The following is a 14,505-nucleotide window of genomic DNA, read 5'->3' as shown; positions in this document are numbered from 1 at the left end:
TGTGGAAAGCAGCCTGCTTAATCTTAAGGAATAAGCTCTTTATGCACCTTTTATTTAGGTTTCAGTACTTACTAACATGAATTTTGTTAAATAGTTAGAGAGGAAGGACCTAGCTATTAAACTATCAAGCTTACCGTAAATTTTTTAGTGCACCGCTCCATGCAATCGTTTGATCTAACATTGCATTTACATTCCCAAGGTGTAAATCAGCTGGTTTAAACGTCTTGAAGTTTTCAAAGTCTGTAAATAGCGATAATGTTGGATTTACCCGAACGTCCGCAACTAGTAATTCCCCTAAGATGCCACGCAAATGTTCAGCTGCACGGGCTCCGCCAGTTGAACCATAGCTCACGATGCCCGCAGCTTTGTTGTTCCATTCATCACGTGCGGAATCAAGTGCGTTTTTTAGGGCCCCTGTAATACTGTGATTGTATTCTTGTACGATAAACACAAAACCATCCAAGCCAGAAAGTTTTTCTGACCAAGCTAATAATCCTGGTTCTATACCAGTGCCTTCTCCAACAAATGGCAAGTTAAAATCTATGATATCGACGATTTCATAATTTGCGTCTTTTCGTTCATCAGCTATTTCTTTTACCCAACTTCCTACTTGTGGACTTACGCGTCCTATACGTGTGCTTCCTAAGATAATTCCGATATTTAATTTTCCCAATGTTTTCTCCTCCTCGTTAATGACTGGCAAATAAATTGGTTAAGAATAAAGACCACATAATTTGATTACATATTTTCTATCTCTTCCACTAACGTGTAGTACCCACCTTCTGTTTCTTCAATGAGATGGTTTATTTTTTTAAGATGTTCTCTAAATTCACTTTTTTCTAACCAATTTTTATGAAAATCAATACTCTCAAAGGTAGTTACCATAATTGCCTTGTTATTTTCTACAGAACGATGCCAACGGCTGCTGATCCAACCAGGAACACCTTGTGATCCCTTCTTAAAATTGAGTAGTTCTTCAGCTTGGATAGCAACCAATTCATCTAGTTTGCCTGGTTTAGCTGTAAATACATTAATCCATACTATTGTATTACTTGATTTCATATTCATAATCTCCTGTCATTTAACATATTTTTTTCAATTCATTAATAATTGGCATCTCCTTTTATCATTAAAGGGTGTCAGTGCTAACTGTCATTATTTTTAATAAAAAACTAGGGAGTTAAAGCCCTAGTAAATATTTGCACACTCTCAGTTATAAATGCCTCCAGGGATACGGTTGGATAGTTTTCATCGGCATCCAGGTTGTTCATAAAGGCTCCAAAATTCATCATCATGAACGACAGTGCCTGAAGCTCTGGTTCAGTGTGAATAAGCTTTCCTTTCTCATACATCGTGTTAAAATAGTTTGTTAAAATTTTCAGTAACTGTCGAGGGTGCTTTTGTGTTTTTTCTCGAAACCCAGGTAAATTGCCTTCCTCCTTGATACTTATCATAATCATTTTACGGTTACGATTCATGATTTCATGATATGTTCGACTGATCAGTTGTAAGTCTGAATGTAAGTCCCACACGATTTGCTCTTCATTAAAAAGTATTGTCATCTCTTCGGCATAATGATATCGATCAAATGCTGTTTCTAGAAGATTTAGCTTGCTTCCAAACCGACGAAACAGTGTTTTTTCACTCAAACCTGCGGCACCAGCAATTTCCTGAGTAGTAACAGCATTGTATCCCTTCTCTGCGATTAGATCGATTGCCGCCAACAGCAGCTTATCATCGGTACTTAGCTTATTACTGCTGCTCATGCTCTCACTTCCCCTGAATAGACTGTCAGTACTTACTGACTATATATTTTATTCTATTCAGCTGTTTTAAAATTGTCAAGGGAATATTTCCAGCAATACATATTCTTTTTAAGACGGTAGGCCAATCTAAATGATAGAAACTTATTGGGGAATTAACACCAAGCCCATTCAGGAAAACTAATAATAGACGGAGCATTTTGCTCCGCCTGATTGCTAGAATATTTTTTTCTCATTCAACTCGAGCGCTAATTCTTTAAAGAACTGTAGCGATTCTGGATTTCCCATGGAGTCTGCATTCACTACTTTATCAAACTCGAAACCTAATAACACTTTACGTATCGGGACTTCCATTTTCTTTCCGTTCAACGTTTTAGGTATTTGTTCAACGACATGGATTTGGTCAGGGATAAAGCGAGGGGACACATGCCCTCTGATTTGTTCCTTGATTTTTGCCGTCAATGCTGTATCCAGGCCATTACCGGGTTTAAGGACAACGAACAGCAGCAGTGAGGAACCGCGGCCAAGCACTTCCCTATCAATGACAAGGCTTTCCATCACCTCGTCGATCGCTTCGACGACCCGGTAGATATCACTAGTTCCCATCCGAACACCAGAACGGTTGATGGTCGAGTCGGAACGACCATAAATGATACAGCTGCCCTTGTCGTCAATCTTTATCCAATCACCATGTTTCCATATGCCAGGATACGTATCGAAATAACTCTCGTAGTATCTTGTCCCGTCATGATCATTCCAGAAGTATAGCGGCATGGATGGCATCGGTTTGGTAATTACCAATTCACCGACTTCATTAATCAATGTTTGACCATGCTCATCAAAAGCTTCCGCACAAACACCCAATGCTCTTCCCTGTATCTCTCCGATTCTTACGGGCAATGTAGGAACGCCACCTACAAATCCGGCACAAACATCGGTTCCGCCACTGGATGAACTGAGCCAGATATCCTTCTTGACATTCTCATACACCCATTTATAACCGTCGCCAGACAATGGAGCCCCAGTTGAAAAAAGAGCCTTCAATTTCGATAAATCATATTTTCCCATTGGCTTGTTTTCTAACTTCATGGAATTCGTAAGGAATGGTGCACTTGTTCCAAAGAAAGTCATGCCTGTATCTTCAGCCAATTCCCAAAGGGCATCCATATTCGGAAAAGAAGGACTGCCGTCATAAAGGACGATGGTCCCTTCATTAAGCAAACCGCCCATAAGGAGATTCCACATCATCCAGCCTGTCGTCGTAAACCAGAATACAGTATCCTCGGAAGTCATGCCTTGATGGATTCTTGTTGATTTTAAATGCTCCAATAATATACCGCCATGCCCTTGTACAATTGGTTTTGGCATTCCGGTTGTGCCTGATGAATAGAGAATCCAAAGCGGATGATCGAACGGAACATTTTCAAAAGATAATTCTGTCTTTTCTTTTAAAAGGTCATCCCAAGGAATCGTATCTGCCAGATTCACTTCCAAAATCTTTTTTTCTATGTAAGGTACCAGAACGGTATGCTTTACAGTGATCAATTCCTGTTTAAGCTGGGAGACGACTGATGTTTTATCATATACATTTCCATTGTACTGATATCCATCAACAGCCAGTAATACAACCGGTTCAATCTGTTTGAAACGATCTATGACGCTTCTTGCCCCAAAGTCAGGTGAACAACTGGACCAAATGGCACCTATGCTTGCTGTTGCCAAGAAAGCTATGACAGCTTCAGGTATGTTTGGCATATAGGCAACAACACGGTCACCGGATTTCACACCAAGTTGCCTTAATGAATGGGCGACAGAAGCTACTTTTTCTTTCAGCTCTTTCCAGCTGACTTCCTGCTGCCTGATATGTTCGGAACGGAAAAAAATCGCCGTTTTCTCTTCTTGCTCATTCCATAATGCATTTTCAGCATAATTAAGCCTTGCCCCCTCGAACCATTTCGCACCTGGCATTGATTGCTCCGCTAAAACCCTGTCATATTTCCTGGCTGCTTTTACATCACAATAATCCCAAATTGAAGCCCAAAATTCCTCCAGTTCATCTACCGACCATTTCCATAATTCATGATAATCATGAAACGTTAAACCTTTCTTTTCTTTTAACCATTTCACATATTGAGTCAATACCGTTTGCTCGATTTGTTCCTTTGTCGGTTCCCAAATGATTTGTCCATCTGTAAGCGATTTCATACAATCATCTCCCTTAGGTATCAAATGCGTCATTGAATCATTTCATAATATTGGTAGTTTACTTAAATTGTAATCTATGTGTATAAAACCGTCAATTTACACTAAACTAAATAGGCTCGTATTTATGTATGGGCAGGTTAATAGAGAAACATGTCCCTTTCCCTTGTACACTTGACACATGCACCGTTCCTTCCATGCTTTTGATAACGCTATATGAAACCATCATTCCTAATCCCGTCCCTTTATTCTTTGTCGTGAAGTAAGGTTCACCTAAACGGTATATCTGTTCCTGTGTCATTCCAATTCCCTGATCTTGGATCTTAATTTGGATGGTGGAGGCAGCATGAATTAAATCTATGAATATTTCGCCAGCATGGTCCATCGATTCTATCCCATTCTTTAAGATATTGAACAAGCACTGCTGGAATTTCTTCCTTTCCCCCATGATATAATAAGCTCCATCTTCGAATAAGGATAATTTCAATTCTGTTCCATTATTGCTAGCCAAGGGTTTTATGCTGTTCACGACATGCTGAATTTCTTCTGATACCCTTAATCGCTCCGTGTTTTCAGGGCTTATGGCAGCAAACGTCAAATAATCATTAATGACATCCGTGGCCCGATCCAATTCCTTCAGTGCAATATTTGCATACTTGACCTTTGTATGGGAAGACACGTCTTCACTTAACATTTGAATATATCCCCTGGTAACTGTAAGGGGATTTCTGACTTCATGAGATATGCTTGCAGCCAGATGACTAACGATCTGCAATTTTTCCGCTTTCACTAATTTTTCGAGAACCTGAAAATTAGTGAGGATGACCTCCCATAGTAAGATTACAACAACGATTCCAATGACTTGGATCGTGAAGTATTGTTTCCATATGCTTATGCCGATAGTAAGTTCAAATACGACTGTTGAAATAAACTGCGTAAGAATATGGACAATGAATATTAATGATATGCCAATAAGGATTTTTTTACTGACAGACATTTTTAGATAGTACTTAGATATAAAAAACAGGGAAATTCCCATTAGTGGAAAAGTGATGCATGATATATAAAATCCATTATCCCCCCCTGATAAATAGCGGATAACAAGAGTGATGACTATCAATATGATTCCTAACCGGTAGCCTCCATATAAACCGCCTAATAGAAAAGGGATCCATCTAAGATCCCAAACAAAATCCCTTTCTATAACAACGGGAAATAACATGCATAGAACAAGTGAAAGAATAGGGAAAATCGATAGGAAGGATCCTTTTAATGCATCTAAACGGTATACGTACTTCACTAGATAGCTCATTTGCAATAAAAAGATCGGAAAAAGGATAATTAAAAAGTTAATCAGTAAATCTTTTGTCATAAGATTCATTTTTACACCGAACTTTCGATATTTTTCGAAGATTTAGACAGGTATATCAATCTTAACAAGATAGAGAATAATAAGCTAGTGAAATTAACATGAAGGAATTAAAAGTTTCCTCTTCCGCCATCCAGGAAAATACCCGTTCGTAAAGTGTACTTTTACGAACGGGTATTTTTCCCTCAGATTGGTAAAAATATTGAATTTTCTACTACTCACCTGTTAAACAATGAAACTCCAATACTTCTGGCATAGACGCTAATGCTCTTTCCAAAACTTCCATTTTTTCTAATAGACCAATTTTCAATTAGTATTAATGGGAAGAAGAAACGCTATTGATGGAAATATGGGCTGATTGGTATAAATGATCAGTCCATTGAATATCGCAATTTTTTCCAGAAAAGCTCCTTGTACAGAAACCCTTTTAGATATAGAAGTAAGATGTTACAGTTCATTCACTCTCATGGTTCTTGTATGTTTTCCCATCATGGTAATAAAGTTCTGAACCTAAATGAACATTTTCATTTTCTTTCAATTGACGAATAAGTTCTTTACTTTTTGTTTTATTCATTTCTTTATACCAGGTTCCTTGTGGATATAGAACAGTGATCGGCCCATGCTTGCATTGGCCGTTGCATAATGTTTTTGTTGTGTGAATCTTTTTTTGTAGTTCTAAGTTTTTCAATTCCCCTCTAATGGTCTCTGTTACTTCTTCTGCTCCATTTTTCGTGCATGTTTTCCCGTTGCAAATTAATAGATGTTTGCTAACCCCATCTAAGTTCATATGAAATCCCCTTTTTCCTTTTTATTTGACCTCTTTGACTTTACATCAAATTTCATTTCAATAGGATGTTAGGAAACAATTAGCGACCAGGGTTATAATAAACCATACCCCGGTAAAGTATATGTTATTCTAAACGAAATCGTGATTCAATATTAAATGTTATTGCACATGTCTGGATTAAATTCCACTTCAACAGTTCCTGAATCCAAGTTTTCTTTCACAGTGTTAACTCCAGGCAATTTCTCTACACTGCCTTCAATCGCTTTAATGCAATGCCCACAAGACAAAAAAGCCAAGCACCGATTCAGAGACTTTCTATTACTAGGAGTTATTTTAGTTGCACGGGTTGGCGGATTCTCTCCGATTTCGAGTGCTTTGTTTCTCGGTATTGGCAAGGGGCCATACTTCAAGTAATTTATGTAAAACCAAAAATGCTCATTAAAGATCATATAAAACATTAAAGCATCTGTTTCATGGTTAAACCTTTTCGGATTGGGGCAGAAGGTTCCTTAATAATAAAGAAAAGAAGTGTGGTTATCATCTTCATAGGACTTCTCGATATAATAACCTATTTGTAGATTAATGAAAAAAAGCCAGTCCTTGAAAAAGAACTGGGCTTATTGTTATAAAAGTTAAAAGTCAACCCTATCAATTATATGTTTTTGCACCTAAATATCTTTCTGACCAATAGCTATTATTCATCGAAGTAATACTTACACCTTTTGAGGAGGAACTATGAATGAATTGGTTCCCTCCAATATAAATGCCCGCATGAGAGGGGCCAGGTTTATAGGTTTCAAAAAAAACAAGATCCCCAACTTTTGGTGAAGAAACCTTTTTCCCCTTCTTATACATTTCAGCAACAGTTCTAGGCAAAGTCACATCGGTACTTTTTTCGAAAACATATTTTAAAAATCCGCTGCAATCAAAACCTTTTGGTGTACTCCCTCCCCATACATAGGGTACACCCAAATACTTTTTAGCGTTACTTACCAGATTAGTAGATGAATTACCGTTTGACTTTTGAGCAGTTTTTTTCGTAATCCCCAAAGCCTTATATGTATTCGGACCTACAATACCGTCAGCTTTCAAGCCCTTCTTTTTTTGAAATTTCACTACCGAACTTTTAGTGACTGTGCCAAAATATGTAGTAGTGTTTTTATTAGTGAAGTACCCTTTATTCTTTAAAACCCCTTGTAATTGTTTTACTTCGGTATGAGTCATTCCACTTTTTAACGTACGGTCTCCTAATGCAGCATTACTTACCAAAGGATTCGAAAGTAACAATCCCGTCACTACTACTGAAGCAATAATTTTTTTCATTTACTATTTCCCCCGATAAAATCTCTTTTTTATAATTTTATCATCCTTAAGTGACACACATATTTTCCTTAATTTACATTATCATTACAAAATTATGCAGTATTTGAGCAGAAGTGACAAAATATCTATAATACCCCAAATATCTTCCGGAAATTGATATGTTCTTTGGTAGATTTTAAATTACTAACAGAACTTAAAATTGTGGGTATCTTATGAAAATTATCCATACTTTAATCCATCAAAAAATTGAATCCAAAATGGTTCTATGAGTTAGCTTTCAACTAATATTTGGGTGGCAGGGCACCTTCCCTTTGATTCGGTGTGAATAGTATTTTTCCTGACTCTTTTTATTTTGCATTTAGAATCCATTAAATTCGTTCAGATGTTTGTTCTTAAGTTTGTGAATACCTGGCTTTTCCAACCATAACTTTATAAATGTTTTGTTCTAATTTTCCCCACACTCTAGAAGTGGTACATGTGTACAAAAAAAGACTCACCTAATAGGTACTAGCTCCCTCCTAAAAACTGCACTTGCAACGAAAACACAAAATAATATTAGAAAAAGAATAGCAAAAAACACTGAAAACGACGAAGTCATTTCAGTGCCATATTCGAATATGAACTTAATAAAGAGCGGATTTTGCGAGCATCGTTATAGTCGCATCATCCATCGGAGGATTATGGAGACCTGCGCGTACATCCCTATAATAGCGTTGCAGGGGATTGTTTCGTTGTAAACTTTTGGCTCCGACGACTCTCATCGCTTTATCGACGATGGAAATCGATTTATTGACGACCGATAACTTAACAGCACCCAATTGCTTCGATAGTTCATCATGATCTTCAGGCTGCCGCACCCATTTTTCTGCGACAGAGTAGAGGAAATGATGTGCTTCGCCCAATTCCAGTTCCATCTCCCCAATTGTACGTTGAACATTCGGAAGGTCCCTGATTGGTCCTGGTAAGCTATTGGGAGAATAGGTTTTCGCAAATTCGACTGCGTAATTTCTGGCAGCCACTGCAATTCCCAAGTAGCAAGCCGGTATATGTAATAGCCACGCTTCAGGTTTTCTTTTTTCACCAGGATTGCTTTTCATGACATAATACTTTTCAGGCAGGCTGACATCAGTTAACACCATATCATGACTTCCTGTTCCTTGCATGGAGATCATATCCCAAGTTTCTTCTATACTTACACCCGTTACATCACGATGAACTAAAAAAGTGCCTAAACACTCATCTTCGGGTACCCATGCCGTTACAAGAAAAATATCAAGGATGGGAGAGAGTGTAGTAAAAGTCTTTCTTCCATTCAAATTCCATTGTTTACCCTTTTTGATAGCGATCGTTTCCGGTCTGCCACCGCGCGTCGGGCTTCCCGTTCCAGTCTCAGATGCTGCCGTATTGATTAGAGCACCCTTCGACACTTCATCAAACAACTCTTTCATGACTTCTTTTTCCCACGGTCTCTTCTCCGTTAAGGAGAGGACGGTTCCGACATGCCAGCCTATTCCTAAGGCTGTTGGGCCGCAATATTGAGCTATTTTTTCTTGGCATAGGAGAAAATCATATAAGGAACCGCCGTACCCTCCATCCTCTTTTGCTAACGTTAATCGGGGATATCCGAATTCCTTTAACTCCTGAATGTTTTCAAAAGGAAATCCCTTTGAATCATCAAGTGCCTCAGATCGGCCGGAAAACGACTGAATCGCTTCCTCTAATTTTTGTATATATTCTTTTTGCTTCTGTGATTGAAAAAACGACATGAAGATCACCCCTCCTGTAGTAAACAAAAATCCTGGACCATCCAGCAGCAGAAACAGAACTGCTAACTCCACTTTATCATATCACCTTAGTGTAGTTTATGGTTCGAATCTGCCCATTAAGAGTCGATGTCTTCATTTTTATATTCTTTGTTCGCGTTCTTGTAAGCTTCCTTAGCCTGATCAATATTTTTGTTTTCGAGAAAGTAAGCTATCGCTGCCTGCCCGATTCCATATGTGACTGCGCCCGCTACCGCACCCGAAACGGCTAGGCCGGCTCCTGGGATGAAACGGACTGCAGCCCTGACACCTTCCCTGACTAGGAGACCGATTCCGACATTGATCCCTAATGCAGCAATGAATTCACTTGCGGTTTTTGTATTGATTTCTTTATCCGCGATAAAACCAATCACCACAATCATCAAACCTTGAATGCCGGTCAAAATGGGAAAATCGGCAAAAGGTATTGGCTCTGCACCGATTAAACCTGCGATTGCCGTAAACGTTCCCACTATCGTCCGCGCGAATTTTTTCTTTACGAATTGGCTCTGCATCGCTTTGGCTGTCTTCAGCTTCGCTTCACTGGGTAAGGCCTCAATTAAGTAATCAGACAGCAAATCTATGTTCCAACGCATATCATATTCAATATTTCCACTTTCATCAAAATCAATATACGAACAAGTAGGAATGATGTTCAAAAGTGGTATTTCACTCTCTTTAAATCTTTTTGACATCAAAGCGATGGCTTCATCAATATTCTGTTTTTTCTTAGGATTGGCATCAAAAGGTGCTTGTTTATAATGAGGCGGATCTAATTCATCCACTTGGGTGACCACACAAATGACGGGTACATCATAATGGTGATTCTCTTTAACGATCTTGCGCAGCTTATTCAATTCTTGTAAATCTTCTTCAATCCGTGAATCCGTTTCTTTTGCTTTAATCAAGAAAAGAAACACATCAGGCTGTTCTTCTGTTACCGCTTTTATCAATTCACCCAATGGTGTTTCTTCTTCGAAATCTTCCGTAGGAGCTTCACTCTCACCCAGCCCGCGGGAGTCCAGCAAACGAATCTTGGGCTCGGCATCACTCGGGTACCATAGCCATTTTCCCTTACCCGTTCCGGATTTAACGGAACTGACATATTGGAGCTCCTGACCAAACATCGCATTGATCAGTGATGATTTTCCGGAACCGCGCCTGCCGACAAGAGCAATTCGCGGTTCCCTTGCATCAACTGTCATCGTTTTAAGCTTTAAGAGCTGGTCGAGCATTTTGTTCTTTTTTGATTGTGAAATGGGCAGCTTATCTACCTGGCCTTTAATGAAACTGAATATGCTTCCCATTTCATCATGTTTTTCCACCATCACTCATTCCCCCTTGTTAAGAAGTGTTTTAAGTAACATTTACCCTTGAACGATTCAATTTAAGCATGTAACTTCATTCTCCTTGCAAAATTAAGGGGCTCCATATATCCATTTAACTCTTTTCTTTTAAGAACATAATGACACTGGCCATGTATTTTTGGATTTCCTGAACTTGAAATGCTGCAGAATCCGCAATCTGTTTGTAATGATGCTGTCCTTCATCGGTGATTCGTAAATAGCGTTTAGTTCGTTTTTCACTTTCCCACCTGCCGACAAGAAGCCCGTTCTCTTCCATTTCATGAGATAAATCGTATAAATAACCGTTAGAAGCGATCCAACCGAACTGATTCTTAAGCAGATCGCCAATTTCCCCCATGTAAATGGGCTTCTTAGTGAAAGCGGCTTTTAAGGTTACATAACGGACTAGATCCTTCACCGATATTATTTTCGAGAAATACGACCTGTATTCTTCAGGAAGCTCATTAACAACCGGTGGGTTTTCACCAGATCCCCTTAAATCGAACATGAAGCGATCGATGACCTTTTTCACTTCGGAGAACCGTTCCAGGAAATTTTCTTGGTACCATATGTAAAGCTCTTTGCCTTTTTCCGTTATTTGATAATAATTTCTTCCCTTATTCGTATATAAGGATAAATGATTGGAATCGACTAGCGTATTGGATATTTTACATAAATAGTCATAGCTATGTACTTTGCCAGTGAACGTATTTTTCAGGTCTTGATGAATCGCCCTTGGATAATTCGCTTTTATCCTCAAAGAGTGAAGTAAGAAAATCGTTAAAAATTCCCGCTGGCTCAACCCAACCGTTTCAACCGTTGCAGACAGTTTTTCCCCTTTCTTCACTGTCAAAACCCCCTTTATTTACTGTTTATATAACATATCATCTAAATATTTCTTCCTTCCCCTTATTATCCTGTGCTGCCACATAATAGTAAAGTTTTTAATGCCTAACTGCCTAGTACTAATTTTTCGGATTCTATCTAATGTTGGATGGGTGGATTCTGAATATTCTGTCGAGGTTTATTATGAAATAGTGTAAAAAATAAAAAGAAGAAACGGCCCATGTTAAGGCCGTTTCTTCTATAGGTTTACTGTTCCGTTAAAATGATCGGTTCACCTTTTGTAATGACAAGGGTATGTTCATATTGCGCGGAAAGCTTTCCATCTGCCGTTCTCGCCGTCCAGCCGTCTTGATCCATTTTCATATGCCATGTTCCTGCATTTAGCATTGGCTCGATCGTGATGACCATACCTTCTTTTAGACGGGCACCTTTACCTGGCTTACCATAATGTAGGACTGTTGGGTCCTCGTGCATGGTTTTACCAATTCCGTGGCCTGTAAAATCGCGAACAACAGAAAACTTTTCACCTTCTGCATATGACTGGATTGCATGCCCGATGTCCCCGAGACGATTTCCTGCACGTGCGACTTCGATGCCCCTGTATAAAGCATTTTTGGTTACATCCATTAAACGCTGAGCTTCATCGGAAACTTCACCGACCGCATATGTCCAAGCGGAATCCGCCAAACCACCGTTAAGGTTCACCACCATATCAATCGTAACGATGTCTCCCTCTTTTAGGGCTTTCTTTTGCGGAAAGCCGTGACAAATAACATCATTCACTGAAGCACACGTTGCATATTTGTATCCGTTATAGCCCTTTTGTTCTGGTGTAGCACCATGCTCTGCCAAGTACTTATCGACAAATTCTTCGATTTCCCAAGTCGTGATGCCCGGTTTTATCATTTTTGCAATTTCTCTATGCGTCGCAGCAAGAAGTTTGCCCGCTTCATGCATCAAATTTATTTCTCGTTCACTTTTAATGGTTATCATTTAAAATCCTCTTTCGTTTTATAACTTTTCTGATTGAGACTCCTTGTTTATCATATGCCTTTTTTTATATAAAAAGCAACCAAAAACCCGGTAAAAATCACCGGGTTAATTAATTCATGGCCTTTTTTGTACCAGTAATTCCGAGAAAAATAAAAATGGAAGCCAGCGTTTACGTTTTTTACACAAATGAATATTCCAGGTGAGAATTACCTAGAATTTTTAATCACGATTGGACTTAATTGTCTCAAAAATTTTATATAGGTCCATGTGTATTAACCGGGTACAGATTTCCATCTAACGCAAATGAAACTCTTCCTGTTTCTTCTGATACTACCAATACCAGGGCATCACTTCGTTCAGATAAACCTAATGCAGAGCGGTGGCGTGTTCCAAGTTTTTTTTCCCCTGTTGATCTGTCTGAAAGCGGAAGGACATTTGCTGCGGAAACAATCTGATTTTTATTAACCAAAACGGCACCATCATGCAGTGGATTTCCAGGGAAAAAAATTGATTCGAGTAAAGAATGGGTTAACTCCGCGCCTATTGAAATACCGGGTTGAATCAATGAATCAATAGGGTCTCCCCGTTGAATCACAATTAAGCCGCCGTGTCTCAAATTCGACAAATTTTGTACGCAAGTTGATAACTCTGGATATTTGTCCGTAAACGGTGACAAATAACAATTCAAATAAAATGTAGCTGCTTTCATATCGATGTATATAAATTTATCCTTTATTTTCTCGAAATTTCCAAGAAGACAATAATTTTCATCACCCATTGCTTCTAAGTTATCCTGTAATGCTGATATTACTTGTCGTAAATCCTCTTTTAACATTTGTTTCATTGGTGAAAAATCACAATTGCCATGATTCACAGTCATGCACCTCCCCTTTATTATTTCACTCTCTTTCTTTCAATAAATCTTAATTGGCCTCGCAAAGACCAATCTTATTTTTCGTAGCTCTAGTTATGCCTAGTTAAATTTATAATTATGAATGTACTTAAAGTTTGTCTTCACGATAATTAATTATTCATCTTTACTATCAATTAAGTAATGACTTCACATTTTTTTATGTCATATGGACAAGGTAAAAGAATAGATATGTTAATGACCTGTTGAAAGATATTCTATATAAGAGGTGGTATTGGATGCCTTATGTAACCGTATTTGACCAAGGAACGTTTGAAGTTGAAATGGGAAAAAAATTAGTATTAGCATTGGAAGATAACGGTATAAATATTCTCCACCGATGCGGCGGGAAGGCTAAATGTACAACTTGCAGAGTTGAAATATTGGCGGGTGATTTTTTGGAGGTCACACATAAAGAAAAAAAGATCTTTGAGGAAAAAGGAATGGAAGATCATTTACGTTTATCTTGTCAAATTTACGTGAATGGAGACATTACCGTTCGGCCGATCAAGACGGTAGAAAACTCTGGAATTCCTGCTGGGCCAAGGCCTGCCGACTGAATAGTTTCGTAAGTGTCGCAGTTTAATCAAAAAACATCAAAACAATTGTTTTGATGTTTTTTTAATCTTTAGCCAAATGAATTACTTCTTTTCCATGACCGCAAAATAATTATCTTCATTATCGGCAAAATTGAAGACTCTTCCAGATGGCATAGTTACAAGCTCTCCCACTTTGATATTCTTCTCTGAAAAGTCTTTATATAATTCATCAAGATTATCCGAGTAAAACATTAACGAAGGTGTATTAAGATTTAATTCAGGCTGCATTTTAGAAATGAATTCTTTATTATGCAGGATGATACTCGTTTCTGCTACCTTTGTTGGGGCTATTTCAATCCACCTTAGCCCTTGGCCATTATCTTCTTCAGAAATTACGCTAAAACCGAAATTTTCCGTCCAAAATTTCAATGACTCGTCTTGATCATTTACATATAACATAATTTGCCCGACTTTGTTAATCATTTGCTTCTCTCCCTTTCTGCTGGTTCCGTTATTAATTGAATCATTTATGTATAAGCATCATGTTGGTTGGAAATATATAACTGATTAAATCGTATTATATATGCTAGATTTAATCAATATTTACCAAAAATGAATTTTTGGG

At 38.3% G+C, this 14,505-nt stretch carries 15 protein-coding genes and 1 pseudogene; 1 reads left to right on the top strand and 15 read right to left on the bottom strand.

Features of this window, described 5'->3' with window-relative positions; genetic code table 11:
* Window positions 1-130 precede the first annotated feature (130 nt).
* From ACYP5M_RS03650 to cdaS, 14 genes and pseudogenes are all read right to left on the bottom strand, one after another.
* Window positions 131-673 (bottom strand): NADPH-dependent FMN reductase, encoded by a 543-nt coding sequence (locus ACYP5M_RS03650; RefSeq protein ID WP_459734661.1) that lies wholly within the window; start codon window positions 671-673, stop codon window positions 131-133.
* 65 nt (window positions 674-738) lie between these two features.
* Complete coding sequence (locus ACYP5M_RS03645) at window positions 739-1,062, bottom strand: antibiotic biosynthesis monooxygenase family protein (protein WP_459734660.1); 324 nt, start codon at window positions 1,060-1,062, stop codon at window positions 739-741.
* A 110-nt stretch (window positions 1,063-1,172) separates the two neighbouring features.
* Complete coding sequence (locus ACYP5M_RS03640) at window positions 1,173-1,766, bottom strand: TetR/AcrR family transcriptional regulator (RefSeq protein ID WP_101222124.1); 594 nt, start codon at window positions 1,764-1,766, stop codon at window positions 1,173-1,175.
* A gap of 213 nt (window positions 1,767-1,979) precedes the next feature.
* Window positions 1,980-3,968, bottom strand: coding sequence for an acetoacetate--CoA ligase (locus ACYP5M_RS03635; protein ID WP_434169574.1), 1,989 nt, complete (start codon window positions 3,966-3,968; stop codon window positions 1,980-1,982).
* Between the two features lie 106 nt (window positions 3,969-4,074).
* A complete protein-coding gene (locus ACYP5M_RS03630; protein ID WP_459734659.1) occupies window positions 4,075-5,265 on the bottom strand; it encodes an ATP-binding protein in 1,191 nt (396 codons plus the stop codon).
* A 286-nt stretch (window positions 5,266-5,551) separates the two neighbouring features.
* Window positions 5,552-5,626, bottom strand: a pseudogene (locus ACYP5M_RS03625) (Lrp/AsnC family transcriptional regulator); the annotation flags it as partial.
* A 162-nt stretch (window positions 5,627-5,788) separates the two neighbouring features.
* Window positions 5,789-6,121 (bottom strand): (2Fe-2S) ferredoxin domain-containing protein, encoded by a 333-nt coding sequence (locus ACYP5M_RS03620; protein WP_260357624.1) that lies wholly within the window; start codon window positions 6,119-6,121, stop codon window positions 5,789-5,791.
* A gap of 152 nt (window positions 6,122-6,273) precedes the next feature.
* Window positions 6,274-6,429, bottom strand: a complete 156-nt coding sequence (locus ACYP5M_RS03615; RefSeq protein ID WP_434169664.1) for a cation transporter — start codon at window positions 6,427-6,429, stop codon at window positions 6,274-6,276.
* A 340-nt stretch (window positions 6,430-6,769) separates the two neighbouring features.
* Window positions 6,770-7,444: a C40 family peptidase gene (locus ACYP5M_RS03610; protein WP_459734658.1), complete on the bottom strand. Its 675-nt coding sequence runs from the start codon at window positions 7,442-7,444 to the stop codon at window positions 6,770-6,772.
* Between the two features lie 623 nt (window positions 7,445-8,067).
* Window positions 8,068-9,210 (bottom strand): acyl-CoA dehydrogenase family protein, encoded by a 1,143-nt coding sequence (locus ACYP5M_RS03605; protein ID WP_434169663.1) that lies wholly within the window; start codon window positions 9,208-9,210, stop codon window positions 8,068-8,070.
* Between the two features lie 116 nt (window positions 9,211-9,326).
* Window positions 9,327-10,574: a GTPase family protein gene (locus ACYP5M_RS03600; RefSeq protein WP_452444973.1), complete on the bottom strand. Its 1,248-nt coding sequence runs from the start codon at window positions 10,572-10,574 to the stop codon at window positions 9,327-9,329.
* 112 nt (window positions 10,575-10,686) lie between these two features.
* Entirely contained in the window at window positions 10,687-11,439 is a 753-nt protein-coding gene (locus ACYP5M_RS03595) for a helix-turn-helix transcriptional regulator (protein ID WP_260357622.1), read from the bottom strand.
* A gap of 245 nt (window positions 11,440-11,684) precedes the next feature.
* On the bottom strand, window positions 11,685-12,431 hold the full coding sequence (map, locus tag ACYP5M_RS03590) for a type I methionyl aminopeptidase (protein ID WP_101222117.1): 747 nt from the start codon (window positions 12,429-12,431) through the stop codon (window positions 11,685-11,687).
* Window positions 12,432-12,684: 253 nt separating this feature from the next.
* A complete protein-coding gene (gene cdaS / locus ACYP5M_RS03585; RefSeq protein WP_402942814.1) occupies window positions 12,685-13,305 on the bottom strand; it encodes a sporulation-specific diadenylate cyclase CdaS in 621 nt (206 codons plus the stop codon).
* 275 nt (window positions 13,306-13,580) lie between these two features.
* On the opposite strand from cdaS, the gene ACYP5M_RS03580 reads away from it, so the two are divergent.
* Window positions 13,581-13,901, top strand: coding sequence for a 2Fe-2S iron-sulfur cluster-binding protein (locus tag ACYP5M_RS03580; protein ID WP_101222115.1), 321 nt, complete (start codon window positions 13,581-13,583; stop codon window positions 13,899-13,901).
* An 81-nt stretch (window positions 13,902-13,982) separates the two neighbouring features.
* Here ACYP5M_RS03580 and ACYP5M_RS03575 read toward each other — a convergent pair whose 3' ends face one another.
* The gene (locus ACYP5M_RS03575; RefSeq protein ID WP_459734657.1) at window positions 13,983-14,363 is read right to left on the bottom strand and encodes a VOC family protein; all 381 of its coding nucleotides are present in this window, start codon (window positions 14,361-14,363) and stop codon (window positions 13,983-13,985) included.
* Window positions 14,364-14,505 lie beyond the last annotated feature (142 nt).

This window comes from Peribacillus sp. N1 (genome assembly GCF_054600815.1).
The sequence above is the reverse complement of the archived record's forward strand: the minus strand, read 5'-3'. Positions and strand labels throughout refer to the sequence as shown.

Coding starts and splice junctions, on each gene's coding strand:
- ACYP5M_RS03610 (WP_459734658.1), bottom strand. CDS start 7,444: ATGAAAAAAATTATTGCTTCAGTAGTAGTGACGGGATTGTTACTTTCG.
- ACYP5M_RS03600 (WP_452444973.1), bottom strand. CDS start 10,574: ATGGTGGAAAAACATGATGAAATGGGAAGCATATTCAGTTTCATTAAA.
- ACYP5M_RS03645 (WP_459734660.1), bottom strand. CDS start 1,062: ATGAAATCAAGTAATACAATAGTATGGATTAATGTATTTACAGCTAAA.
- map (WP_101222117.1), bottom strand. CDS start 12,431: ATGATAACCATTAAAAGTGAACGAGAAATAAATTTGATGCATGAAGCG.
- ACYP5M_RS03575 (WP_459734657.1), bottom strand. CDS start 14,363: ATGATTAACAAAGTCGGGCAAATTATGTTATATGTAAATGATCAAGAC.
- ACYP5M_RS03580 (WP_101222115.1), top strand. CDS start 13,581: ATGCCTTATGTAACCGTATTTGACCAAGGAACGTTTGAAGTTGAAATG.
- ACYP5M_RS03635 (WP_434169574.1), bottom strand. CDS start 3,968: ATGAAATCGCTTACAGATGGACAAATCATTTGGGAACCGACAAAGGAA.
- ACYP5M_RS03620 (WP_260357624.1), bottom strand. CDS start 6,121: ATGAACTTAGATGGGGTTAGCAAACATCTATTAATTTGCAACGGGAAA.
- ACYP5M_RS03640 (WP_101222124.1), bottom strand. CDS start 1,766: ATGAGCAGCAGTAATAAGCTAAGTACCGATGATAAGCTGCTGTTGGCG.
- ACYP5M_RS03605 (WP_434169663.1), bottom strand. CDS start 9,210: ATGTCGTTTTTTCAATCACAGAAGCAAAAAGAATATATACAAAAATTA.